Origin of the sequence: Streptomyces inhibens (genome assembly GCF_022221585.1) — a bacterium.
Taxonomy (GTDB): Bacteria; Actinomycetota; Actinomycetes; order Streptomycetales; family Streptomycetaceae; genus Streptomyces; species Streptomyces inhibens.
This window is the reverse complement of the sequence record NZ_CP084681.1, coordinates 3,985,023-4,010,561: the sequence shown is the minus strand read 5'-3', so window position 1 is coordinate 4,010,561 and position 25,539 is coordinate 3,985,023. Positions and strand designations below refer to the sequence as shown.

The window sequence follows — 25,539 nt, the reverse complement described above, 5'->3', positions numbered from 1 at the left end:
GTGGTCACCGCATCAGCTTCCTGGTGCGGTGTCGGTGGGGCGTTGCCCGGGACCGTCTGCCTCGTTGCCGGTTGTCGCGGTGTGGTCCGCCTTCGCCTCGTCTGCAGGTGTGTCAGCGGTGCTCGGGACGGCTGCTGCTGGCGCGTCGGTGGCGGTCGGGTCCTGGGCAGCGGGGGCGGGCGTGGCCGGGCCGGCGGTGGGGGCGTCGGCGCCGTAGCCGGGGAGGCCCGCGGCGCGGGCGAGTTCGAGGTCGAGCGCCTCGCGGCGGATGCGCTGGTCCATGTAGAGGAGCGCGGTGACGCCGGCGCTGATCGGGAAGGTGATGGTGGAGCTGATGACGGCGCCGATGCCCAGCACGATCAGGAACGACCAGCCGGTGCTGTTGCTGGTGCCGTTCGCCCAGTCCATGAGGCTCTCGCCGCCGATGAGGAAGGCGATGAGGGTGGCCGGGATCTGGATGATGAACTCGACGATGGCGATCAGGAGATAGGCGAGCAGCTGCGCGCCCAGCACCCGCCACCAGGAGCCCCGTACGAGCTTCGCGGAGCGGCGCATGGAGGCGATGACGCCCTGCTTCTCCAGCATCAGGGCAGGGGAGGCGAGGCTGTAGCGGACCCACAGCCAGATGCTCACGATGGCGGCGGCCAGTCCGCCGAACAGTGCGAGGACCAGGCCCATGTCCAGCGTGCCCGTGGCGGTGAGGATGACGCCGGGGGCCACGCCGACCGCGAATATGGCCGTGACGATCAGGGGGAGCAGTACGAGGAGGCCGAGCAGGCGCGGGAGTTGGGCGCGGGCGTCGTGCCAGGCTTCCCCGGCGGTCACCGAGCGGCCCAGGACGGCACGGCTGACGACCATGGTCAGCAGTCCGGTGGCGATGAGGGCGGCGAGCAGGCCTATCGCCGAAGTGAGGGCGGTGCCGGCGAGCGAGTTGCCGAGCTCGCGCATGGTGCTGCGGAGGGGCGGGACGTTGCCGTTCGACAGAGTGGGTGCGCGGCCGGCGTCCTGGAACCACAGTCCGGTGACGATGGTGACGGCGGTCTGCGAGACGACCGCGACGATCAGCGAGATGCCGAGGACGGTGCGCCAGTGGGCGCGCATGGTGGCGACCGCGCCGTCGAGGATCTCGCCGATGGCGAGCGGGCGCAGCGGAATGACGCCGGGCTTGGCGGCCTGCGGTGTCGGGGCCCAGCTGCCGCCCCAGGGGGGCTGACTTCCGGGGCCCTGCGGGCTGCCCCAGCCGGGCCGGCCGGAGCCGGACGACGAGGCACGGGTGCGGTCGTCGGCGCCTCGGCCGCTCCGCCCCTGGGGGCCGCTCTGGCTGGGGATGCCGGCGGGGGCCGACCACTGGCCGGCGGGCGGCTGTTCCTTGGACCAGTTCGGCGGGGACGGCTGCTCGGCTGTGCCGGGCCGTTCTTCCGGGGCGGAGGGCTGACTGGGCTGCTCCTGAGTGCCGCGGCCCGGCTCGTCGGAGGGAGTGGATCCGGGCGAGGCCCAGCCCGGAGAGTTGTTCATCGTCGCTCCTTCTTGCCGCCCGTCCGCCGGGGCGGCCGGGGTCCGGGGTCCGCGGTGGCAGTCATCGTGTCATGGCGCCAGGCGTTGTGTACCGGTGCCCTGAGGGTGAGGGGAGCTTCTGTTCGAGGGGCTGTCAGCGGCAGACTGAGTGAATGGGCGATCACTACGAGGTATCCGAGGCGCGCGCCGGAGCGCTCGCCATCCCGTCGTTGCGTTGGGAGGAGCCGCCCGAGGGGCCCGTATTGGTCCTTCTTGATCAGACCCGGCTGCCGGCCGAGGAGGTCGAGCTGGTCTGCACGGACGTACCGGCGCTGGTGCAGGCGATCCGGACGCTGGCTGTGCGCGGGGCGCCGCTGCTGGGCATCGCCGGTGCCTATGGCGTCGCGCTGGCCGCGGCGCGGGGCTTTGATGTGGAGGAGGCGGTGGCGGCGCTGGCGCAGGCCCGGCCGACCGCGGTCAATCTGGGGTACGGCGTGCGCCGGGCCGCGGCTGCGTATCGGGCGGCGGTGGCGGCGGGAGCCGGTGCTCAGGCGGCTGCTGCGGCGGCGCTGGCCGAGGCGCGGGCCGTGCATGCCGAGGATGTCGAGGCCAGCGCGCGGATGGCGGAGCACGGTCTGGCGCTGCTGGGCGAGCTGCTGCCGGGTGGTGGCCACCGGATCCTCACGCACTGCAATACGGGGGCGCTGGTGTCCGGGGGCGAGGGCACCGCCCTGGCGGTGGCGCTGGCGGCGCACCGGGCCGGTGAGCTGCGCCGGCTGTGGGTGGATGAGACGCGGCCCCTGTTGCAGGGGGCGCGTCTGACCGCTTACGAGGCGGCGCGGGCGGGGATGGCGTACACGGTGCTGTCGGACGGTGCCGCGGGGTCACTGTTCGCCGGGGGTGAGGTGGACGCGGTGCTGATCGGTGCGGATCGGATCGCGGCGGACGGGGCGGTCGCCAACAAAGTGGGCAGTTATCCGCTGGCGGTGCTGGCGCGATACCACCACGTTCCGTTCGTGGTGGTGGCACCGATCAGCACGGTGGATCTGGAGACCCAGGAGGGGGCGGATATCGAGGTGGAGCAGCGTCCGGGCCAAGAAGTGACGGAGTTCTCTTTGCCGTTTGTGCAGGGCGCCGGGGCGGAGGCAGGGACGGGGATACCGGTGGCGCCTTTGGGCGCGCAGGCCTACAACCCGGCCTTCGACGTCACTCCGCCGGAGCTGGTGACGGCGATCGTGACGGAGGCCGGAGTGGTCTCGCCGGTCACCCGGGACAGGCTTGCAGAGGTGTGTTCCACGTCACGATGGAGTAAGTCACGATCAGGTAATGGGATGATGGCCGAATGAAGGGACGCGTCCTGGTCGTCGACGACGACACCGCACTGGCAGAGATGCTCGGCATCGTGCTGCGCGGCGAAGGCTTTGAACCGTCGTTCGTGTCGGACGGTGACAAGGCCCTGGCTGCCTTCCGCGAGACCAAGCCCGATCTTGTCCTGCTCGATCTGATGCTGCCCGGCCGGGACGGTATCGAGGTGTGCCGGCTGATCCGGGGAGAGTCCGGCGTCCCGATCGTCATGCTGACCGCCAAGAGCGACACGGTGGATGTGGTGGTGGGGCTCGAATCGGGCGCCGACGACTACATCGTCAAGCCGTTCAAGCCCAAGGAGCTCGTGGCCCGGATCCGGGCCCGGCTGCGGCGTTCGGAGGAACCCACGCCCGAGCAGCTGGCGATCGGTGACCTGGTCATCGACGTGGCGGGTCACTCGGTGAAGCGGGACGGGCAGTCGATCGCGCTGACCCCGCTGGAGTTCGATCTGCTGGTGGCGCTGGCACGTAAGCCGTGGCAGGTGTTCACGCGTGAGGTGCTGCTCGAGCAGGTCTGGGGCTATCGGCACGCCGCCGACACCCGGCTGGTCAACGTCCACGTGCAGCGGCTGCGCTCCAAGGTCGAGCGGGACCCGGAGCGGCCGGAGATCGTGGTGACCGTGCGCGGGGTCGGCTACAAGGCCGGGCCGAGCTGAGATGATCCGGGACGGTTCGACCCCGGAGGGAAAGCGGGGGCGTACCGCTGGCCCGGCAGGTGATATGTCCTTTTCGGGGCGATTGATTGCTCGATTGCTGCGCGGTGGGCAACTGCTGCCCGACGGCGCGGTGAGCGGGCCGGTCCACCCCCTGCTGCGGCTCTTCAGCCGCTGGGTGCGGCGGCCGCTGCTGCCTGCCCTGCGGCTGTGGCGGCGCAACATCCAGCTGCGCGTGGTGGCGACCACGCTGTTGATGTCGCTCGCCGTGGTGCTGCTGCTCGGTGTCGTGGTCGTCGGACAGGTCCGTAACGGCCTGCTCACGGCCAAGGCGCAGGCCGCGCAGAGCCAGGCCGTGGGCGGCTTCGGTGTCGCCCAGAAGATGGCCGACGGTGCCGATGGCACCCGGACCGACGACGGCGCCCGCACCGGAAATCGCGGCACCCAGGACTCCGCGACCTGGCTGACCGGCCTGGTCGAACAGCTCGCCAGTGGCGGGCAGGGCGTGTTCTCGGTCGTGGCGCTCAGCTCCGACTCCGACGAACCGTTCGGTGATTCCAGCCCCGGCACCCGCGGGCCGCGCGCCTCCGGCGATGTCGACCCTGAGCGGAGCGTGCCCGCCGAGCTGCGGCGGAAGCTGGACACCAAATCCGGGACATTCCGTCAGTACACCCAGATCAAGCGCATCGGGTCGGACGACGGGATGCCGGCGCTGATCATCGGCAAGCGGCTCAACGATGTGAACAGCAACCAGTACCAGCTCTACTACCTCTTCCCGTTCAGCCAGGAAGAGGAGTCGCTCAAGCTCGTGACGGGGACGCTCGCGACGGCCGGGGTGTTCGTCGTGATCCTGCTCGGCGCGATCGCCTGGCTGGTGGTCCGGCAGGTCGTCACGCCCGTACGGATGGCCGCCGGGATCTCCGAGCGGCTGGCCGCCGGCCTCCTCCAGGAGCGGATGAAGGTCACCGGCGAGGACGACATCGCCCGGCTCGGCGAGTCCTTCAACAAGATGGCGCAGAACCTCCAGGTCAAGATCCAGCAGCTGGAGGAGCTGTCCCGGATGCAGCGCCGCTTCGTCTCGGACGTCTCGCACGAGCTGCGTACGCCGCTGACGACCGTCCGGATGGCGGCCGATGTCATCCATGACGCGCGCGACGAGTTCGACCCCGCCACGGCACGCTCCGCCGAGCTGCTGTGGGGCCAGCTCGACCGCTTCGAATCGCTGCTCGCGGAGCTGCTGGAGATCAGCCGGTTCGACGCCGGCGCGGCCGCGCTGGAGGCCGAGCCGATAGACCTGCGCGATGTGGTGCACCGCGTCATCGAGGGCGCCGAGCCGCTGGCCGAGCGCAAGGGCACCCGCATTCTGGTGCGCGGCGCCGAGCAGCCCGTCATAGCCGAGGCCGACACCCGCCGGGTGGAGCGGGTACTGCGCAATCTCGTGGTCAACGCCGTCGAGCACGGGGAGGGGCGCGACGTGGTGGTGCGGCTCGCCTCCGCGGGCAGCCGGAGCGGCGGCGCGGTGGCCGTGGCGGTGCGTGACTACGGCGTCGGACTCAAGCCTGGCGAGGCCACGCGGGTCTTCAACCGTTTCTGGCGCGCGGACCCGGCCCGGGCCCGTACGACCGGCGGTACGGGCCTCGGCCTGTCCATCGCCGTCGAGGATGCACGGCTGCACGGCGGCTGGCTGCAGGCCTGGGGCGAGCCGGGCGGCGGCTCGCAGTTCCGGCTCACGCTGCCCCGTACGGCCGGCGAGGCGCTGCGCGGGTCCCCGATACCTCTGGAGCCGGAGGACTCGCGGCGTAACCGAGGACTGGACGAGGCGGGTCAGCCGCGCGCCGGTGCGGGCCGCAAGGCGTCCACGATCCCGGTCCAGGCGCGTGCCCCGCAGGCGGGCGGCGCGGAGCCGCTCCCCTCGGAGCCGCGCGACCTGGCCCGGACGGCGGCCGATCCGGCCGCGCTGCCCGGCCATGGCGCCCGTGTGGTGCCGCAGAGCGGGGGCGTACGGAGCGAAGGGGCGGCGCGCGACGAGAGTGCGCGCATCGACGAACCGATCCGTGAGACCACGGCCGCCGACGGTCCCGGCGTCGATGGTGCCGTTGGCGCTGTGGGCGGCGGAGTCCTGCGCGACGGGGCCGAGCAGGACGCCGGACGGGGCGTGGATCGGGAAGGCGGGCTGCGTGGACACTGAGCGCGGAAGCGAGCGCGGGGTGGGGACCACGTACCGTAGGCGCACCCGTAAGGGAGCCGGGCCGGCACGGACGTTCGTCCTGCTCGGTTGTGCGGCGGCGCTGCTGGCCGGGTGCGCGTCGATGCCGGACAGCGGAGAGGTCACGGCCGTCGACCAGTCGCCGCGCGCCGAGGGCGACTCGCAGGTGCGGGTCTACGGAGTACCCCCGCAGGACGGTGCGCAGCCGACCAACATCGTGCGCAGCTTCCTCGACGCGACGACCAGCGACGAGGCGGATTTCCGTACGGCCACCCAGTATCTGGCCAAGTCGGCGAAGCGCACCTGGCGGCCGTTCCAGGCCACCAAGGTGCTCCAGGAGCGCCCGAAGTCCGAGCCGCAGGTGCAGCCCAACCGCGAGGACGTGAACGGCTACACGGTCTCGCTCTCCGGCATCCAGGTGGCGACGGTGGACGACAACCACGCCTACAGCCCGGAGGAGAAGCCGTACCGCCAGGCGATCCACCTCATCAAGGAGGGGGGTCAGTGGCGTATCGACCGGCTGCCCAACGGGCTGGTGCTGGGGCTGTCCGACTTCCAGCGCATCTACCGCTCCGTCAACAAGTACTACTTCGCCTCCTACAAGTCGGAGTCGGAGGAGCCCAAGGCCAGCCGGAACGTGCTCGTCGCGGACCCGGTCTATCTGCGGCAGCGGATAAAGCCGATCACGGCCAGTGTGGAGGCGCTGCTGTCCGGGCCCACCGACTGGCTGAACCAGGTGACGACGTCGGCGTTCCCGTCCGGCACCCGGCTTGCCACACGTGATCTCGCGCTGGACGACTCCAATGCGCTGCGGGTCAAGCTCAGCAAGCAGGCGGTGAGCACGGACACCGCCCAGTGCAAGCAGATGGCGGCTCAGCTCTTCTTCACCGTCCAGGACATGACACGGGCCTCGAAGATCAGAGAGGTGGAGCTCCAGGACAACAGCGGCAACTCGCTGTGTGCGCTGTCCCAGGAGCAGGCGGAGCGCGACTTCGCCCCGTCCCCGCGCGCCGGGCGCCCCGCCAGGGAGTACTTCATCGACGCCGACCACAAGGTCGTCGCCATGTCGGACTCGGCGACCGAACCGACGCCGGTGCGCGGGCCGTTCGGTACCGGCAAGACCCCGCTGCGCTCGGTCGCCATCTCGCGCGGCGAGAACACCGCGGCCGGGGTGTCGAGCGACGGCCGGTCCCTGTATGTGGCCGCCCTGGAGGACGGCATCGAGCGCGGTGATCCGCTGCTGACCAGCGCCGGCTCGGCCAAGAACGCCGACGAGGGGCTGACCGCGCCGAGCTGGGACGGTCTGGGCGATCTGTGGATCGCGGACCGCGATGCGCACGGTTCGCGGCTGCTGCGGATGCGCGAGGGCAAGGGCGACCCCGAAGAGGTCGCGGTGCCCGGCCTCGGCGGACGGCGGATCAAGGCGATCAAGGTGGCCGCGGACGGCATACGGATCGCGGTCCTGGTGGAGGACAAGGGGCGTACGACGCTTCAGCTCGGCCGGGTCGAGCGCGGTGGCAGTTCGGCGCATCCGGTGCTCTCGGTGCAGGAACTCCGGCCGATCGCGCCGCAGTTGGAGGACGTGGTGGCCGCGTCCTGGGCGGGCGGCAGCCGGCTGGTGGTCGTCGGGCGGGAGTCCGGCGGGGTCCAGCAGATGCAGTTCATGGAGACCGACGGCTCGGCCTCCAACGCGCAGACGCTGCCGGGTGTCAACGGCGTCAAGGCGGTGGCGGCCTCGGAGGACGAGACCAGGCCACTGATCGCCGATGCCACCGAGGGGATTGTGCGGCTGCCTCTGGACGCGAACTGGAAGACCGTGGCGAAGGACGGGACGGCGCCGGTCTACCCCGGGTGACGCCGCGGGGCGGCCGGGTGAAGTCTCACCCGTTTGTCCCACCCGTTTGTCCCACCCGTTTGTCTCACCCGTATGTCCGCTCCCGTAAGCCTGCCCCATGTGGCCGTGCTCGGTGGCCGTGCCGGTGTCCGTGCTCGGTGCCCCCTGCCCCCTGCCCGTTGTCCCTGCCCGGTGCCCCCTGCCCGGATCTCTGCGGCGGTGGTTATCCACAGGGGTGGTGGCGGGGCGCGGACGGCGGGACAGTGGAGTCATGCAGGGGGTGTGGCGCGAACTGGCCGGTCTGATGCTGCCGGTCGACTGCGCGGGGTGTGGTCGGCCGCGTACGGAGCTGTGTGCGCAGTGCCGTCAGGCGCTGACGCGGGACGGGCGAGGGGCGCGGCGGGTGCGGCCGCGGCCGGGGCCGGCGGGGCTGCCTCGGGTGTGGGCGGGTGCGCCGTATGCCGACGAGGTGCGGGCGGTGCTGCTGGCCCACAAGGAGCGGGGTGCGTTGCGGTTGGCCGGGCCGCTGGGGGCGGTGCTGGCCGGCGCGGTGCGGGGGCTGCGGGCCGTTGGCGGGCCGCTGCTGCTGGTGCCGGTGCCGTCGGCACGAAGATCGGTGGCCGGCCGGGGGCATGATCCCGTGCGCAGGATCGCGCTGGCGGCGGCCGGCGAGCTGCGGCGGGCCGGGGCGGGCGCCCGGGTGCTCGCGGTGCTGCGGCAGCGTCGCGCGGTGGCCGACCAGGCGGGGCTGAGCGCCCGGCAGCGGCTGGCGAATGTCGCGGGTGCACTGGAGGTGCCGGGCGGGGCCAGGAGGCTGCTGACGGGGCGGCCAGTGGTGCTGGTGGACGATCTGGTGACGACGGGAGCCACGCTCGCCGAGGCGGCACGGGCTGTCGCGGCGGCCGACGGCAGGGTGATCGGTGCGGCGGTCGTGGCGGCGCCGAGCACCGCTTTCGAAATCGAGGTGCACCGTCCGGCCGGCCGGGGAAAGGAATTCCCCGTGGCAAGTAGTTGAGGACGAAAGGTCACCCAAACGGAGCTGAGGGCTCCGAGGGGGTGCCGACATCCGTCCCGGAGAGCTATGTTCGGTTGTGAGGACTTGGCGGATGTTTTGCCTCGGATGTCGCGATAAATGCGTTCAGGGGCGTTTGCAGCGACCCTGAAAACGGGGGAGTGGAGAGCTTGTCGTCGGGGGAGGAGGAGGTGAAAGTCGCCAAGTCCGAGGCTTCGGCAACCACCGGAGCCTGGTGCAAGAAGGAATTGCCCCGCTGGATGAGCGGAGCGATCCGGGAACGGAGTTCTGCGTGGACATCGTCGTCAAGGGCCGCAAGACCGAGGTGCCCGAGCGGTTCCGCAAGCACGTGGCCGAGAAGCTGAAGCTGGACAAAGTCCAGAAGCTCGACGCCAAGGTGATCAGCCTGGACGTCGAGGTGTCCAAGGAGCCCAATCCGCGGCAGGCCGACCGTTCCGACCGAGTGGAGATCACCCTCCGCTCCCGCGGCCCGGTGGTCCGGGCCGAGGCGGCCGCAGCTGATCCCTACGCCGCGCTGGACCTGGCAACCGCCAAGCTGGAGGCGCGTCTGCGGAAGCAGCACGACAAGCGCTTCTCGCGTCGCGGCAACGGTCGCATTCCGGCGAGCGAAGTCGCCGTCACCGTGCCCGACGCCGCGAGCCTGAACACCAACGGCGAACTCGCCGCCGAAGCGGATCAGAAGGTGCCGACCACGAGGATGGGATCCATCGACGTCCAGGGTGAAGGACCCCTGGTCGTCCGGGAGAAGACCCACTCCGCCGCACCGATGTCGCTCGACCAGGCGCTCAACGAGATGGAGTTGGTCGGACACGACTTCTATCTCTTCGTCGACGCCGACACCAAGCTGCCGAGTGTCGTCTACCGGCGGCACGCATACGACTACGGCGTCATCCACTTGAACCCCGATTCGTTCGGGGAGGAGGAGCCCGGCGGCGCAGGCGGCGCGCTGGGCGGCTGAACCCCACCCGCTCGGTGCCCCCGGCGTACGCCGGGGGCACCATCGTGCCCGGAGATAGCAGGAGTTGAAGCCGTATAGTGTTTGTGCCAGCCAGGGAGTTTGTGGACACGAAACGGCGACATGCCGGGGAGACGGTCGTATGGCATTGATCGGGCTGGCCGCGGGGGGCTGTTGTCAACCAGCCTTATTTCCAAGCTCTGGCCGTTCGGCCGAGTAGTTGACGGGGAGGATCAGTGGGGGACAGTTTCGGGCCCGTGCGCGGTGACGCGGACGACGACCAAAGCGGCGGCGGGGGCGACGACGGAGCCGGCCGGGCCGTAAGCGTGCCGCGCAAGGAGCCGATCCGGGTCCTGGTGGTGGACGATCACGCACTCTTCCGGCGCGGCCTGGAGATCGTGCTGGCCCAGGAAGAGGACATCCAGGTCGTCGGCGAGGCGGGGGATGGCGCGGAGGCGGTCGACAAGGCCGCGGATCTGCTGCCCGACATCGTGCTGATGGACGTCCGGATGCCCAAGCGCGGCGGTATCGAGGCGTGTACCTCCATCAAGGAGGTGGCTCCCAGCGCGAAGATCATCATGCTGACGATCAGCGACGAAGAGGCCGATCTCTACGACGCGATCAAGGCTGGAGCCACCGGCTACCTCCTCAAGGAGATCTCCACCGACGAGGTGGCGACCGCGATCCGTGCCGTCGCGGACGGCCAGTCGCAGATCAGCCCGTCGATGGCGTCCAAGCTCCTGACGGAGTTCAAGTCGATGATCCAGCGTACGGACGAGCGCAGGCTGGTGCCCGCGCCCCGGCTCACCGACCGTGAGCTGGAGGTCCTCAAGCTGGTCGCCACGGGCATGAACAACCGCGATATCGCCAAGGAACTCTTCATCTCCGAGAACACGGTGAAGAACCACGTCCGCAACATCCTGGAGAAGCTGCAGCTGCACTCCCGGATGGAGGCGGTGGTCTACGCGATGCGGGAGAAGATCCTCGAGATCCGGTGAGAGAGCGCGCCGGTGCGTGAGAGGTACGGCGGGCCGGTGACCGGACAGCCGGGGTCCGGGGGCGTGTGAGCGAGCCCCCGGAGTCGTCGGCCGGCGCCTTCTAGTCGCCCATGTGGGTGAGTTCCGTGCGCAGGGCGGCGGCCAGTTTCGGGTCGTCGCAGCGTTCGACACGTACGGAATCGCAGCCGACCCAGGTCGCGGCCTCCCGGAGGGCCTGGGCCATCGGGGTGATGGCCTTGGGGCCGCCCATCGAGACCTGGCGGGCGACGAGGGTGCTGCCCTCGCGGGCCGGGTCCACCCGGCCCACCAGCTGACCGCCGGCCAGCAGCGGCATCGCGAAATAGCCGTGTATCCGCTTGGGGCGCGGGACGTACGCCTCCAGGCGGTGGGTGAAGCCGAAGATCCGCTCCGTGCGCGGCCGGTCCCAGATGAGGGAGTCGAAGGGCGAGAGCAGGGTCGTGCGGTGCCGGCCGCGGGGTGGTGCGGTCAGCGCGGCCGGGTCGGCCCAGGCGGGCTTGCCCCAGCCCTCGACCTCGACCGGGACCAGACCCGAGTCCGCGACGACGGCATCGACCTGCTCGCCCTTCAGACGGTGGTAGTCCGCCAGGTCGGCGCGGGTGGCCACGCCCATGGCGGCGCCGGCCTGGGCGACCAGCCGGCGGATGCACTCGGCGTCGTCCAGATCGTCATGGAGCAGGTCGTCCGGGACGGCGCGCTCGGCGAGGTCGTAGACGCGCTTCCAGGCGCGGCGTTCCGTACAGACCACCTCGCCGGTGTCCAGCAGCCACTCCACCGCGATCTTGGTCTCGGACCAGTCCCACCACTCCCCGCCGTTCCTGCCGCCGCCCAGTTCGGAGGTGGTCAGCGGGCCGTCGGCCTTCAGCCGGTCCAGGACGGCGGCGCAGGAGCGCTCGGAGTCCGCCATGACGTGCCAGCGGTGGCCCCTGGCCCGCCGGGCGCGGCGGCGGAAGGCGAAGTGCGGCCACTCCTCGATGGGCAGGATGCAGGCGGCGTGCGACCAGTATTCGAAGCTGTGGGGCCGGGCCGCAGGCGCGCCGACGGGACTCGCGCTCCAGTAGGCGGCCTCGACGGCCGGGCGGCCGACCGCGCCGAGGCGGGCGTACGGGACCAGCTCATGGGAGCGGGCCAGCACCGAGATCGTGTCCAGCTGCACCGCGCCCAGATGCCGCAGCACCCCGCGCACGCCGGCCCGGCGGTCCGGGGCGCCGAGCAGGCCCTGGGCCCGCAGCGCTGTCCGCCGGGCGTCGTCGCGGGACAGGGTGGTCACGGGCTTCGGCAGCGGCGTCGGCTGGGTCACGGCGGTCATGCGGGAAAGGGTAGGGGCGGGCACTGACAACGGCCCCGGGCCTGCGCATGACCGCTGGTGGGGACGGTGCCGGGGCCCGCTCGGGGTGCCCGCCCGCGGTGCTCAGCCGGGGTAAGGGAGATACGGCGTCGTGTCCGGGACCGGCGTGCCGGTGGAGCCGGACGGTTCGAACCCCTCGAACCCCTCGGGCAGGTCGGAGGGGAGCAGCGAGCCGATCCAGACGTCCCGGCGGGTGCCCCGGTACAGCAGCTTGGCGCGCAGGGTGCCCTCCATCCGGAAGCCGACCTTGCGGGCGACCGCCCGGGAGCCTTCGTTGCCGGCCTCCGCGAGCCACTCCATGCGCTCCACCCCGAGATCACGGAACGCCCAGCGCACCACCGCGCGGGCCGCCTCGACGGTGTACCCCTGGCCGCGGTGCTCCTTGGCGGTCCAGTAGCCCAGCTCGGCCTGCCGCTCGGGGGTGCGCAGCTGGGCGAGGCGTACCAGGCCCATCGCGCCGACCAGGGCACCGTCCGTCTTGGTGACGACGGCGAGGTTGTAGGAGGTGTCGTCGCGCCAGCCCTCGGGGACGATCGTGCCGACGAACTGCTCCGCGTCCCGGAGGCCGTACGGCGAGGGGACGCTCGTCCAGCGCGGGATGTCCGGTTCCTGGCAGGCGGCGTGGACCGCGGGCGCGTCGGCGGGCTCGAAGGGCCGCAGCACGAGGCGCTCGGTGGTGAGGGTGACGGGCTTCATGTGGTGAGTCTGCAAGGTCGCGAAGAGCGCGGCGAAGGGTTTTCGCCGGGATTCGGGGCACCTGCCCGGCACCTTCTCGCGGCCTTGCGCGTTCACGTGAGGAGGGGATAGCGGGGTTCGCTGCGGCGCACCTCCCGGCCCGGCGTCGTCCTCCCTTACGATGGCCGTTGCGGCGGGGCCTGCCCCCTTGGAAAATGCCGCGCCCGCGCACTCGACCGTGCAGGCCCGACCGGCAAGGAGACCAGCCCAAGTGTCCGTCTTGACGAAGATCATGCGTGCAGGCGAAGGAAAGATCCTGCGCAAACTGCACCGCATCGCGGGCCAGGTCAACTCCATCGAGGAGGACTTCGCGGCCCTCTCCGACGCTGAGCTGCGGGCGCTCACGGACGAGTACAAAGCGCGGTACGCGGACGGCGAGAGCCTGGACGACCTGATGCCCGAGGCGTTCGCCACGGTCCGCGAGGCCGCCAAGCGGGTGCTCGGCCAGCGGCACTACGACGTCCAGCTGATGGGCGGCGCGGCCCTTCACATGGGGTACGTCGCCGAGATGAAGACCGGTGAGGGCAAGACCCTGGTCGGTACGCTCCCGACGTACCTCAACGCCCTGTCCGGCAAGGGCGTCCACCTGATCACGGTCAACGACTATCTGGCCGAGCGCGACTCCGAGATGATGGGGCGCGTCCACAAGTTCCTGGGTCTGTCGGTCGGTTGCATCCTCGCCGACATGACGCCGGCCCAGCGTCGTGAGCAGTACAACTGCGACATCACGTACGGCACGAACAACGAGTTCGGCTTCGACTATCTGCGTGACAACATGGCCTGGTCGCAGGACGAACTCGTTCAGCGGGGCCACAACTTCGCGGTCGTCGACGAGGTCGACTCGATCCTCGTCGACGAGGCCCGTACGCCGCTGATCATCTCCGGCCCGGCGGACTCGGCCACCAAGTGGTACGGCGACTTCGCCAAGTTGGTGCAGCGCCTGAAGCGGGGCGAGGCCGCCAACCCGCAGCGCGGCATCGAGGAGACCGGCGACTACGACGTCGACGAGAAGAAGCGCACCGTCGGCATCCACGAGTCCGGTGTCAGCAAGGTCGAGGACTGGCTGGGCATCGACAACCTGTACGAGTCGGTGAACACCCCGCTCGTCGGTTACCTCAACAACGCGATCAAGGCCAAGGAGCTCTTCAAGAACGACAAGGACTACGTCGTCATCGACGGCGAAGTCATGATCGTCGACGAGCACACCGGCCGTATCCTCGCCGGCCGCCGCTACAACGAGGGCATGCACCAGGCCATCGAGGCGAAGGAAGGGGTGGAGATCAAGGACGAGAACCAGACGCTCGCCACGATCACCCTGCAGAACTTCTTCCGCCTCTACGGCAAGCTCTCCGGCATGACCGGTACGGCCATGACCGAGGCCGCAGAGTTCCACCAGATCTACAAGCTCGGTGTCGTCCCGATCCCGACGAACCGCCCGATGGTCCGCATGGACCAGCCGGACCTGATCTACCGCACCGAGCCCGCGAAGTTCGACGCGGTCGTCGAGGACATCGTCGAGAAGCACGGCAAGGGCCAGCCGATCCTGGTCGGCACGACCTCTGTGGAGAAGTCCGAGTACCTCTCCCAGCAGCTCAACAAGCGCGGAGTGCCGCACGAGGTCCTCAACGCCAAGCAGCACGACCGGGAGGCGTCGATCGTCGCCCAGGCCGGCCGCAAGGGCGCCGTGACCGTCGCCACGAACATGGCCGGCCGCGGTACGGACATCAAGCTCGGCGGCAACCCCGACGACCTCGCCGAGGCGGAGCTGCGCCAGATGGGCCTGGACCCGGTCGAGCACGTCGAGGAGTGGGCGGCCGCGCTGCCCGCCGCCCTGGAGCGTGCCGAGGCCGCGGTCAAGGCGGAGTTCGAAGAGGTCAAGGAGCTCGGCGGCCTCTACGTGCTGGGCACCGAGCGGCACGAGTCGCGCCGGATCGACAACCAGCTGCGCGGTCGCTCCGGCCGTCAGGGCGACCCCGGCGAGTCGCGGTTCTACCTCTCCCTGGGCGACGACCTGATGCGGCTGTTCAAGGCCCAGATGGTCGAGCGGGTCATGGCGATGGCCAACGTCCCCGACGACGTCCCGATCGAGAACAAGATGGTGACCCGGGCGATCGCCTCCGCCCAGTCGCAGGTCGAGCAGCAGAACTTCGAGACGCGTAAGAACGTCCTGAAGTACGACGAGGTGCTCAACCGCCAGCGTGAGGTCATCTACGGCGAGCGCCGCCGCGTCCTGAAGGGCGAGGATCTGCAGGAGCAGATCAAGCACTTCATGGACGACACCATCGACGCCTACATCCAGGCGGAGACGGTCGAGGGCTTCGCCGAGGAGTGGGACCTGGACCGTCTGTGGGGCGCGTTCAAGCAGCTCTACCCGGTCAAGGTCACCGTCGAGGAGCTGGAGGAGGAGGCCGGCGACCGCGCGGGCATCACCTCCGAGTTCATCGCCGAGGCCGTCAAGGACGACGTCCACGAGCAGTACGCGGCCCGTGAGGAGCAGCTCGGCTCGGACGTCATGCGCGAGCTGGAGCGCCGGGTCGTGCTCTCCGTCCTGGACCGCAAGTGGCGTGAGCACCTCTACGAGATGGACTACCTCCAGGAGGGCATCGGCCTGCGGGCGATGGCCCAGAAGGACCCGCTGGTCGAGTACCAGCGTGAGGGCTTCGACATGTTCACCGCCATGATGGAGGGCATCAAGGAGGAGTCCGTCGGCTACCTGTTCAACCTGGAGGTCCAGGTCGAGCAGCAGGTCGAGGAGGTTCCGGTGGAGGAAGCGGCGGAGCAGCCCTCGCTGGAGAAGGCCGCGCAGGATGTCGTGCCCGCCGGTGCGGGGCGCCCGGAGATCCACGCCAAGGGCCTGGAGGCGCCGCAGCGGCCGGACCGGCTGCACTTCTCCGCTCCCAAGGTGGACGGCGAGGGCAGCGTCGTCGAGGGCGACTTCATCAGCGATGACGAGGCCGGCACCCCGGCCCGCTCCGAGGCGGACGGACTGACCCGCGCGGAGCGCCGCAAGGCCCAGAAGAGCGCCGGTCGTCGCCGTAAGAAGTAATAAGAAGTAAGCAGTGAGCGGTGATCCGGCACGGGGTGCCGGGGCCGCGTAGCAGAGGGCGCCCCGGCCGGAGAACGGCCGGGGCGCCTTTGCGTCGGGTGGTCATGAGGCCGGGGCCCGGACGGCGGGGGTGGGGCCGATGTCCAGGGCGGCGCAGCGCCACCGGGAGTCGGCGCCCAGCTCCAGCCGGAAGGCGAGGGCCCGCAGCCGTTCCCCCGCCGCGATCCGGGCGAATGCCTCGATGACGCCGCGGCGCGGCCTGCACAGCCCGCAGTTCCGCACGGTCGGGACGGCCCCCGGCCGGTCCGGACCCAGGGCCGGCCACAGCGGCGCCTGCGGGGCGAGCTCGGCCAGCCGGTCGTACGCGGCGGGCAGCGCATGCCCGAGCAGGGCGTGCACCGGCCGTTGCCCGCTGAGCGTGAGCACCAGCTGATGGGCGAACCAGTGATGCGGCCGGCTCTCGTGTGCCCGGCGCTGCGCCCCGACGGTCGGGAGCGGGGCGCCTGCGGCGTTGACGGGGGTGGCGGGGGCTCCGGGGCCGGGGCGTCGGCCAACGGCGGCGGCAGGGCCGGTGGGGCGGCCGAGGCGTGGGCCGGTACGGGTGGGGCCGCGGCCCGCGGAGCCGGGCCCCCGACCGGCCGTGCCGGGGCCGCTGCCGGCGGGGCCGAGGGGGCGGCGGTCGCCGGGGGCGCGCCGGGGCCGGGGAACGGTCGGGGCGGTCCCCGGCGCCGCCGGACGCAGGCGGATGTCGCGGGTCTTGGCGGCGTCCTGCGGAGTGGGCGCGGCGGGCCGTGCGGGGCGCCCGGTGAGGGCGCGCGCGGTGTTCGCCGTCGTGCCGCCCGTCGTGCTGCTCATCGTGCTGTTCGTCATGTTGCTCGTCGTGCTGCTTGTCCGGGTGTTCGTCGTGGTGTCGTCGGTGTCGGTCATGGCAGTGCTCGCCCCCGTTGTGCCGGGCCCGGTGGATTACTGGGCGGTAGCTTTGGTGGGGATCTTCGTATCGACGGAGCCGGGGCGGCGGCAAGGCGCGGGCGGGTGGCGATGAGGGGTGCGCAGAGTTCACCCGTCCGTGGCGCGGGCCCGGTGTGAGGCCTTGGGAGCGGGGCGGGGGACCGGGTCGGGGTGCGCGGCACGGGGGTTGTGGGGGCGGCACGATGGGGGACTCACGCCCGTATGCTGGCGGGGCAATCTTCGGAGTCGAGCGAATCGAGCGGAAGCGGCTGCCATGCGCGTCTATGTCCCCCTGACCCTCTCCGGTCTCGCAGAGGCGCACAAGAACGGCGAGCTGGGCGGCCCCGGCCCGCTGGGTGCGTACGCCGTCACGCCGGCGCTGCGCGAGTGGTACGTCTCGGACGACATCGAGGAGCTGGAGTACGCGGCGCTGAACCGCGCGGCCCAGGCATCGCTGCGGCTGCTCGCCGGGAACCCGCAGGTGGCGCGGCGGCGCGTGGTGGTGGCCGTGGACGTGCCGGAGGGCGCGGCGGTCGCGGATCCGGACCGCGGGCTGGACCAGTCCGCACTGGGTGAGGTGCGCCTCGCCGGACCGGTGCCGCTGTCCGAGGCGGCGGCGGTGCATGTGGATGCCGCGGACGCGGAGGCGGATGTCGCGGCGGCCGCGGCGGCGCTCGGCGCGGCGGACCAGGGCGATGACGATGCGCAGTTCACCGTGGACGGCGCGGAGGACCACGATCTGATGTGGTTCGGTGTGCAGGAGATCCCCGAACTGATCAAGTGAGGGGCGAACCCGCCGGTCCGGCTGCGTTGTCAGTGGCGGCGGGTACTTTTTCCTTCATGGGGAAGCGCACGGGAAACGACCTGGGGAACCGCATGGGGAACGGTATGGCCAAGCACGTCACACACATCGTCTGGGACTGGAACGGCACGCTGTTCCATGACGTCGACGCCGTCATCGGGGCGACCAACTCCGCCTTCGCGGAGATCGGGCTGGAGGCGATCACGCTCGAGACGTATCGGGAGCTGTACTGCGTGCCCGTGCCGCGGTTCTACGAGCGGCTGATGGGGCGGCTGCCGACGGACGCGGAGTGGCTGGTGATGGACGAGGCGTTCCACCGCCACTACACCGAGCACCGGGTGGGCTGTGGGCTCGCCGAGGGTGTGGATCTGCTGCTGGAGGGGTGGCAGGCGGCCGGGCACAGCCAGTCGATTCTCAGCATGTTCGGGCATGACGAGCTGATACCGCTCGTGCGGGGCTTCGGGATCGAGTCGCGGTTCGTGCTGGTGGAAGGCAGGACCGGGCCGTCCGGGGGCACGAAGAGCGCGCAGATGGTGCGGCATCTGGCGGCGTTGGAGCGGGTGGACCCGGGGCGTACGGTGGTGATCGGTGACGCGGTGGACGATGCGGTGGCCGCGCGGGACGCGGGTGCGCATGCCGTGCTGTACACGGGCGGCTCGCACAGCCGCGGGAGTCTGGAGGCCGCCGGGGTGCCGGTGGTGGACAGCCTCGCCGAGGCGGTCGAGCTGGCGGGCGCCCTCGCTTCCTAGCGGGCGCCGTCGTGTCCCAGGGGCCTGCCCGCCTCCGGGTGGCACGCTCGCCATACGTCCCCATGCGCGGCTCTTCGCCGGGCGGGCCGGGCCTGCGTCCGCCACGCGGCCACGCATATTCCACCCCGGCACCGCCTTGTCCAGAGGGTCCAAGTTCGGGCTGAGGTTTTGTACGTACACGGCCCATGACGGCACCCGTGTCGGGAGCGATAGCCTTGCACCGTGATCAGCGCGATAACCCGCGGGGGCATCGAGGCCCCTGCCGTGCGCCCGGGGCACCACCGTGACCGGGCGGTCGCTGGTCTTTGCGGCCAACACTCCATGTCGACATTGTCAAAGATTGTCGATAACGGCACGGCCTTCTCTCATCGCGGCATAGCGTCGACAGCGACAGGACACTCCGCGTCGCGGCGGCGTTGTGCGGCTTCCCCAACGTTCTTCCACAACGTCACGCAACGGCGCGCGACAGGAGCCAGAGGACATGCAGACCAAGCTGGACGAAGCCAAGAACGAGCTGCTCGCAAGGGCCGCCCGGGTCGTTGATAGCAGCCCGACCGGGGGCAAGCACCCGGTACGTGGTCTCGACCCGGACACCCTTGCGGGATACCTCCAGCGCTACTACCTGCACACCGCCCCCGAGGACCTCGTCGACCGTGACCCGGACGACGTCTTCGGCGCCGCGCTCTCGCACTACCGCCTCGCGGAGACGCGCCCGCAGGGCACCGCGAACGTCCGGGTGCACACCCCGACCGTCGAGGAGAACGGCTGGACCTCCAGCCACTCCGTCGTCGAGGTCGTCACGGACGACATGCCCTTCCTGGTCGACTCGGTCACCAATGAGCTGTCGCGACAGGGCCGCGGTATCCACCTGGTGATCCACCCGCAGGTGATCGTCCGCCGTGATGTCACCGGCAAGCTCATCGAGGTCTTCGACTCCAGCTGCGACGCGCACGGCAGGACCGGCAAGGGCAAGGCCGCGAAGCTGCCGCACGACGCGGTGACCGAGTCCTGGATCCATGTCGAGACCGACCGCGAGACCGACCGCGAGGACCTCAAGCAGATCACCAAGGATCTGCGACGGGTGCTGTCCGATGTCCGCGAGGCCGTCGAGGACTGGGACAAGATGCGCGGCGCCGCACTGCGCATCGCCGACGAGATGCCCTCCGAGCCGCTCGCCGACGACCTGCGTGAGATGGAGGTCGAGGAGGCCCAGGAGCTGCTGCGGTGGCTGGCCGACGACCACTTCACCTTCCTCGGCTACCGCGAGTACGAGCTCGCCTCCGCGCCCGGTGAGGGCGGCACCCAGGAAGACGTGCTGACCGCCGTGCCCGGCACGGGCCTGGGCATACTGCGCGCCGACCCGCCGCACCGCGAGAGCGACGCCGGCCACCCCGTCTCGCCGTCCTTCAACCGGCTGCCCGCCGACGCCCGCGCCAAGGCCCGTGAGCACAAGCTGCTCATCCTGACCAAGGCCAACAGCCGCGCCACCGTCCACCGCCCCTCCTACCTCGACTACGTCGGGGTGAAGAAGTTCGACGAGCAGGGCAATGTCATCGGTGAGCGGCGCTTCCTGGGCCTGTTCTCCTCGGCCGCGTACACCGAGTCCGTGCGCCGGGTCCCGGTCATCCGCCGCAAGGTCGTCGAGGTCCTCGAAGGCGCGGGCTTCAGCCCGGACAGCCACGACGGCCGTGACCTGCTCCAGATCCTGGAGACCTACCCGCGCGACGAGCTCTTCCAGACCCCGGTCGACGAGCTGCGGTCCATCGCCACCAGCGTGCTCTACCTCCAAGAGCGCCGCCGGCTGCGGCTCTTCCTGCGCCAGGACGAGTACGGCCGCTACTACTCCGCGCTGGTCTACCTCCCGCGCGACCGCTACACCACCGGCGTCCGGCTGCGTCTGATCGAGATCCTCAAGGAGGAGCTGCGCGGCACCAGCGTCGACTTCACGGCCTGGAACACCGAGTCGGTCCTGTCCCGGCTGCACTTCGTCATCCGTGTCGAGCCCGGTGCGACCCTCCCGGACCTCACCGACGCCGATGCGGACCGCATCGAGAGCCGGCTGGTGGAGGCCGCCCGCTCCTGGGCCGACGGCTTCGCCGAGGCGCTGATCGCCGAGGTCGGCGAGGAGCGCGCCGCCGAGCTGCTGCGCCGCTACGGCCACGCCTTCCCCGAGGGCTACAAGGCCGACAACAGCCCGCGCAGCGCGGTCGCCGACCTCCAGCACCTGGAGAAGCTCACCGGCGAGCCGGGCCACGACTTCTCGGTCAGCCTCTACGAGCCGGTCGGCGCGGGCCCCGGCGAACGCCGCTTCAAGATCTACCGCAGGGGCGAGCCGGTCTCGCTGTCCCGGGTGCTGCCCGGCCTGAACCGCCTGGGCGTCGAGGTCATCGACGAGCGCCCGCACGAGCTGCGCTGCGCCGACTCCACCATCGCCTGGGTCTACGACTTCGGCCTGCGGATGCCGGAGCACGTCAAGGGTGACGACGCCCGCGAGCGCTTCCAGGAGGCGTTCACGGCGGTGTGGACCGGCGCCGCCGAGAGCGACAACTTCAACAAGCTGGTGCTGCGGGCCGGCCTCAACTGGCGCCAGGCGATGGTCCTCCGGGCGTACGCCAAGTACCTGCGGCAGGCCGGGTCGACCTTCAGCCAGACGTACATGGAGGACACCCTCTCCAACAACGTCCACACCACCCGGCTGCTGGTCTCGCTCTTCGAGGCGCGGATGTCCCCGGACCGCCAGAGGGCGGGCACGGAGCTGACGGACGGGCTGCTGGAGGAGCTGGACGGCGCGCTCGACCAGGTCGCCTCCCTGGACGAGGACCGGATCCTGCGGTCCTTCCTCACCGTCATCAAGGCGACGCTGCGCACCAACCACTACCAGAAGAACAGCCAGGGCCGGCCGCACGCCTACCTGTCGATGAAGCTGGACCCGCAGGCCATCCCCGACCTGCCGGCGCCCCGCCCGGCGTACGAGATCTGGGTGTACTCCCCGATGGTCGAGGGCGTCCACCTGCGGTTCGGCAAGGTCGCGCGCGGTGGTCTGCGCTGGTCGGACCGCCGGGAGGACTTCCGTACGGAGATCCTCGGCCTGGTCAAGGCGCAGATGGTCAAGAACACCGTCATCGTGCCGGTCGGCGCGAAGGGCGGCTTCGTCGGCAAGCAGCTCCCGGACCCCTCGCTGGACCGGGACGCCTGGCTCGCCGAGGGCATCGCCTGCTACAAGACCTTCATCTCCGGTCTGCTGGACATCACCGACAACCTCGTGGGCGGCGAGGTCGTGCACCCGCGGAACGTCGTTCGCCACGACGAGGACGACACCTACCTGGTCGTCGCCGCCGACAAGGGCACCGCGACGTTCTCGGACATCGCCAACGAGGTCGCCGAGTCGTACGGCTTCTGGCTCGGTGACGCCTTCGCCTCCGGCGGCAGCGCCGGCTACGACCACAAGGGCATGGGCATCACCGCCCGCGGCGCCTGGGAGTCGGTCGAGCGGCACTTCCGCGAGCTGGGCCACGACACCCAGACCCAGGACTTCACCGTGGTCGGCGTCGGCGACATGTCCGGTGACGTCTTCGGCAACGGCATGCTGCTCAGCGAGCACATCCGGCTGGTCGCCGCCTTCGACCACCGCCACATCTTCATCGACCCCAACCCGGACGCGGCGACGTCGTACGCCGAGCGCCGCCGGCTCTTCGAACTGCCCCGCTCGTCCTGGGCGGACTACAACACCGAGCTGCTCTCCCAGGGCGGCGGCATCCACCCGCGCTCGGCCAAGTCCATCCCGATCAACGCGCAGGTGCGGGCCGCCCTCGGCATCGAGGCCGGCGTGAAGAAGATGACCCCGGCCGATCTGATGCGGGCGATCCTCAAGGCGCCGGTCGATCTGCTGTGGAACGGCGGCATCGGCACGTATGTGAAGTCCTCGGCGGAGTCCAACGCCGACGTGGGCGACAAGGCCAACGACGCGATCCGCGTCAACGGCGAGGACCTGCGGGTCAAGGTCGTCGGCGAGGGCGGCAACCTGGGGCTGACCCAGCTGGGCCGGATCGAGTTCGCCATGGCCGGCGGGAAGATCAACACCGATGCGATCGACAACAGCGCCGGTGTGGACACCTCCGACCACGAGGTCAACATCAAGATCCTGCTCAACGCCGTGGTCACCGAAGGGGACATGACGGTCAAGCAGCGCAACAAGCTGCTCGCCGAGATGACCGACGAGGTCGGCGCGCTGGTGCTGCGCAACAACTACGCGCAGAACACCGCGCTGGCGCTGGCACAGGCCCAGTCCTCCAGCATGCTCCACGCCCAGCAGCGCTTCATGCGCCGCCTGGTGCGCGACGGCCATCTCGACCGGGCGCTGGAGTTCCTGCCCGCCGACCGGCAGATCCGTGAGCGGCTGAACGCCGGCCGCGGGCTGACCCAGCCCGAGACCGCGGTGCTCCTGGCGTACACCAAGATCACGGTCGCCGATGCGCTGATCCAGACTGGGCTGCCGGACGACCTCTACCTCCAGCGGCTGCTGCACGCCTACTTCCCCTCGGCGCTCTACGACCGCTTCGCCGAGCAGGTCGACGGGCATGCGCTGCGCCGGGAGATCGTCACGACGGTGCTGGTCAACGACACCGTCAACACCGGCGGTACGAGCTTCCTGCACCGTATGCGGGAAGAGACCGGCGCCTCCCTCGAAGAGGTCGTCCGGGCGCACACCGCGGCCCGCGCCATCTTCCGGCTCAACCAGGTCTGGGACGATGTCGAGGCGCTCGACAATGTCGTCGCGGCCGATGTCCAGACCCGGATCCGGCTGCACTCACGCCGGCTGGTCGAGCGCGGCACCCGCTGGCTGCTCAACAACCGCCCGCAGCCGCTGGAGCTGTCGCCGACCATCGACTTCTTCTCGGATCGGGTCGAGCAGGTCTGGGCGGAGCTGCCGAAGCTGCTGCAGGGCAGCGACCTGGAGTGGTACGAGACGATTCTGGAGGAGCTGACCGGCGCGGGTGTGCCCGAGCCGCTGGCCGTCCAGGTGTCCGGCTTCTCCTCGGTCTTCCCGGCGCTGGACATCGTCGCCGTCGCGGACCGCATGGGCAAGGAGCCGCTGGAGGTCGCCGAGGTCTACTACGACCTGGGTGAGCGGCTGCGGATCAACCAACTCCTCGACCGTATCCTGGAGTTGCCGCGTAACGACCGCTGGCAGTCGATGGCCCGCGCCTCGATCCGCGAGGACCTCTTCGCGGCCCATGCGGCGCTGACCGCCGATGTGCTGTCGGTGGGCAACGGCACCTCGACGCCCGAGCAGCGGTTCAAGGCCTGGGAGCAGGCGAACGCGGCGATCCTCAGCCGGGCCCGGGCGACGCTGGAGGAGATCCACGGGTCGGAGGGCTTCGATCTGGCGAACCTGTCCGTCGCCATGCGGACCATGCGTACGTTGCTGCGTACGCACAGCTGAGGCGGGGGCGCCTCGGCGCCCGTGTCCTCGAATGCCGGACGGGCTGACAAAAGCGCCGGCCGGGCTGAAGTTTTCAGCCCGGCCGGCGCTTTTGTGTGGGGGGAGGGGATCAGGAGCGGGTGAAGTCCTCGTATGCCTTGATCACTTCGTCGGTCGGGCCGTCCATCAGCAGCTCGCCGCGCTCCAGCCACAGGACCCGGTCGCAGGTGTCCCGGATCGACTTGTTGTTGTGGCTGACCAGGAAGACCGTGCCGGCTTCCTTGCGCAGTTCGCGGATGCGGGCCTCGGAGCGCTTCTGGAAGCTGCGGTCACCGGTGGCCAGCGCCTCGTCGATCATCAGCACGTCGTGGTCCTTGGCCGCGGCGATGGAGAACCGCAGCCGGGCCGCCATGCCGGAGGAGTACGTGCGCATCGGCAGCGAGATGAAGTCGCCCTTCTCGTTGATGCCGGAGAAGTCGACGATGCCGTCGTAGCGCTCGCGGACCTGGTCGCGGGACATGCCCATCGCCAGCCCGCCGAGGATGACGTTCTTCTCGCCGGTCAGGTCGTTCATCAGGGCCGCGTTGACGCCCAGCAGCGAGGGCTGGCCGTGCGTGTAGACCTTGCCGCGCTCGGCGGGGAGCAGGCCGGCGACCGCCTTGAGCAGCGTCGACTTGCCGGAGCCGTTGGAGCCGATCAGACCGATGGACTCGCCGCGGTACGCGGTGAAGGAGACACCCTTGACCGCGTGCACCTCGCGTACGCCCGACGAGGGCTTGCGGCGGATGATGCGGTTGAGGGCGGCGGTGGCGCTGCCCCTGCCCGCTCCTGTGCCGTAGACGCGGTAGACGATGTGCAGATCGTCCGCGATCACGGTGGGGATCCGGGCCTCGGCCGCCTGCGTCGGCTGGACGCCGTTCTTCTGCTCAGCCACGTCCGTACCGCTCCTCAGCCTTCCAGAAGTACACAAAGCCGACGACGCCCATCAGCAGCGCCCAGCCACCCGCGAACGCCCACACATGCGGGGGCAGCTTGTCCGCCGTGAAGCTGTCGATCAGCGCGAAGCGCATCAGGTCGATGTAGACGGCGGCCGGGTTGGCGTTGAGCAGGACCTCGACGAACGCGGGGACGTGCTTGCCCTTGAGGATCAGGTCGATGCTGAACATCACGCCGGACGCATACATCCACGTACGCATGATGAACGGCATCAGCTGCGCCAGGTCCGGCGTCTTGCTGCCCAGCCGGGCCATGACCATCGCCAGGCCGGTGTTGAAGAGGAACTGCAGCGCCAGCGCCGGGACGACCAGCAGCCATGACCAGGTCGGCATCTGCCCGAAGCCGAGCAGGATCAGGACCAGCACGCCCATGGAGAACAGCAGCTGCTGGAGCTGCATCAGGCAGAAGGAGATCGGCAGACAGGCGCGCGGGAAGTGCAGCGCACGCACCAGACCGAGGTTGCCCGAGATCGCCCGCGTACCGGCCATCACCGAGCTCTGGGTGAAGGTGAAGATGAAGACGCCGGTCACCAGGAAGGGGACGAAGTCGGGGACGCCCTTCCTCGTGCCGATCAGCACACCGAAGATCAAGTAGTAGACGCCCGCGTTGAGCAGCGGGGTCATCACCTGCCAGAGCTGGCCGAGCTTCGCGGTGGTGTACATCGCGGTGAGCCGGGCGGTGGCGAACGAGGCGATGAAGTGCCGGCGCGCCCACAGCTGACGGGTGTACTCGGGCAGCGAGGGGCGGGCGCCGCTCACCGTGAGGCCATGGCGTTCGGCCAGCGCGCGCAGCTCGGAGTCGGGGGATGCGCCGGGGGTGGGCACCCGGGCGGGCGCCGGGGCCGGGGGATCGAGGGTCTGGGGCATGGGGGCCGCTTTCGCTTGCGTACGGGGGCCGCAGAACGGGAGCCGACGACGGAACGGGTCCGTATCGTCGCG

18 protein-coding genes are annotated in these 25,539 nt (G+C 70.5%); 12 read left to right on the top strand and 6 right to left on the bottom strand.

Translation table 11 applies throughout. The annotated features are described in order from the left end of the window. Nucleotides 1-12: 12 nt before the first annotated feature. A complete protein-coding gene (locus KI385_RS18280; protein ID WP_238573247.1) occupies nt 13-1,515 on the bottom strand; it encodes a DUF7847 domain-containing protein in 1,503 nt (500 codons plus the stop codon). 152 nt (nt 1,516-1,667) lie between these two features. On the opposite strand from KI385_RS18280, the gene mtnA reads away from it, so the two are divergent. From mtnA to KI385_RS18245, 7 genes are all read left to right on the top strand, one after another. Further along, nucleotides 1,668-2,840 (top strand): S-methyl-5-thioribose-1-phosphate isomerase, encoded by a 1,173-nt coding sequence (mtnA, locus tag KI385_RS18275; RefSeq protein WP_238573246.1) that lies wholly within the window; start codon nt 1,668-1,670, stop codon nt 2,838-2,840. Next, on the top strand, nt 2,837-3,514 hold the full coding sequence (gene mtrA / locus KI385_RS18270) for a two-component system response regulator MtrA (protein ID WP_128511972.1): 678 nt from the start codon (nt 2,837-2,839) through the stop codon (nt 3,512-3,514). Before mtnA ends, mtrA begins: the two co-directional genes overlap by 4 nt. A gap of 1 nt (nt 3,515) precedes the next feature. Next, complete coding sequence (mtrB, locus tag KI385_RS18265; protein ID WP_425356925.1) at nt 3,516-5,699, top strand: MtrAB system histidine kinase MtrB; 2,184 nt, start codon at nt 3,516-3,518, stop codon at nt 5,697-5,699. Beyond that, complete coding sequence (locus tag KI385_RS18260) at nt 5,689-7,572, top strand: LpqB family beta-propeller domain-containing protein (protein ID WP_425356924.1); 1,884 nt, start codon at nt 5,689-5,691, stop codon at nt 7,570-7,572. The genes mtrB and KI385_RS18260 overlap by 11 nt, the downstream gene beginning before the upstream one ends. A gap of 250 nt (nt 7,573-7,822) precedes the next feature. Continuing rightward, entirely contained in the window at nt 7,823-8,566 is a 744-nt protein-coding gene (locus KI385_RS18255) for a ComF family protein (RefSeq protein WP_238573244.1), read from the top strand. A 289-nt stretch (nt 8,567-8,855) separates the two neighbouring features. Further along, nucleotides 8,856-9,542, top strand: a complete 687-nt coding sequence (hpf, locus tag KI385_RS18250) for a ribosome hibernation-promoting factor, HPF/YfiA family (protein WP_238573243.1) — start codon at nt 8,856-8,858, stop codon at nt 9,540-9,542. Nucleotides 9,543-9,775: 233 nt separating this feature from the next. Beyond that, nucleotides 9,776-10,537 carry a response regulator gene (locus KI385_RS18245; RefSeq protein WP_238573242.1) on the top strand — a complete coding sequence of 254 codons (762 nt, stop codon included), beginning with the start codon at nt 9,776-9,778 and terminating at the stop codon, nt 10,535-10,537. Nucleotides 10,538-10,637: 100 nt separating this feature from the next. Here KI385_RS18245 and KI385_RS18240 read toward each other — a convergent pair whose 3' ends face one another. Then, nucleotides 10,638-11,864 (bottom strand): winged helix-turn-helix domain-containing protein, encoded by a 1,227-nt coding sequence (locus tag KI385_RS18240; protein WP_238573241.1) that lies wholly within the window; start codon nt 11,862-11,864, stop codon nt 10,638-10,640. 102 nt (nt 11,865-11,966) lie between these two features. Further along, complete coding sequence (locus tag KI385_RS18235) at nt 11,967-12,599, bottom strand: GNAT family N-acetyltransferase (RefSeq protein WP_238573240.1); 633 nt, start codon at nt 12,597-12,599, stop codon at nt 11,967-11,969. 250 nt (nt 12,600-12,849) lie between these two features. Here KI385_RS18235 and secA point away from each other — a divergent pair, with 250 nt between their 5' ends. After that, nucleotides 12,850-15,684 (top strand): preprotein translocase subunit SecA, encoded by a 2,835-nt coding sequence (gene secA / locus KI385_RS18230; RefSeq protein WP_238573239.1) that lies wholly within the window; start codon nt 12,850-12,852, stop codon nt 15,682-15,684. A gap of 102 nt (nt 15,685-15,786) precedes the next feature. Here secA and KI385_RS18225 read toward each other — a convergent pair whose 3' ends face one another. Continuing rightward, a complete protein-coding gene (locus tag KI385_RS18225) occupies nt 15,787-16,539 on the bottom strand; it encodes an Rv3235 family protein (RefSeq protein WP_238573238.1) in 753 nt (250 codons plus the stop codon). Here KI385_RS18225 and KI385_RS18220 point away from each other — a divergent pair. The 4 genes from KI385_RS18220 to KI385_RS18205 all read left to right on the top strand — a co-directional run bounded on the left by KI385_RS18220 (nt 16,505) and on the right by KI385_RS18205 (nt 23,626). Beyond that, on the top strand, nt 16,505-16,726 hold the full coding sequence (locus tag KI385_RS18220) for a hypothetical protein (protein ID WP_238573237.1): 222 nt from the start codon (nt 16,505-16,507) through the stop codon (nt 16,724-16,726). The genes KI385_RS18225 and KI385_RS18220 overlap by 35 nt on opposite strands. A 180-nt stretch (nt 16,727-16,906) precedes the next feature. Continuing rightward, nucleotides 16,907-17,416 carry a DUF6912 family protein gene (locus KI385_RS18215; RefSeq protein WP_238573236.1) on the top strand — a complete coding sequence of 170 codons (510 nt, stop codon included), beginning with the start codon at nt 16,907-16,909 and terminating at the stop codon, nt 17,414-17,416. Between the two features lie 104 nt (nt 17,417-17,520). After that, nucleotides 17,521-18,183, top strand: coding sequence for an HAD family hydrolase (locus KI385_RS18210; protein ID WP_238577735.1), 663 nt, complete (start codon nt 17,521-17,523; stop codon nt 18,181-18,183). A 481-nt stretch (nt 18,184-18,664) separates the two neighbouring features. Further along, the gene (locus KI385_RS18205) at nt 18,665-23,626 is read left to right on the top strand and encodes an NAD-glutamate dehydrogenase (protein WP_238573235.1); all 4,962 of its coding nucleotides are present in this window, start codon (nt 18,665-18,667) and stop codon (nt 23,624-23,626) included. Between the two features lie 109 nt (nt 23,627-23,735). Here KI385_RS18205 and KI385_RS18200 read toward each other — a convergent pair whose 3' ends face one another. Continuing rightward, a complete protein-coding gene (locus tag KI385_RS18200) occupies nt 23,736-24,539 on the bottom strand; it encodes an ABC transporter ATP-binding protein (protein ID WP_238573234.1) in 804 nt (267 codons plus the stop codon). Next, on the bottom strand, nt 24,532-25,467 hold the full coding sequence (locus tag KI385_RS18195) for an ABC transporter permease (protein WP_238573233.1): 936 nt from the start codon (nt 25,465-25,467) through the stop codon (nt 24,532-24,534). The genes KI385_RS18200 and KI385_RS18195 overlap by 8 nt, the downstream gene beginning before the upstream one ends. Nucleotides 25,468-25,539 lie beyond the last annotated feature (72 nt).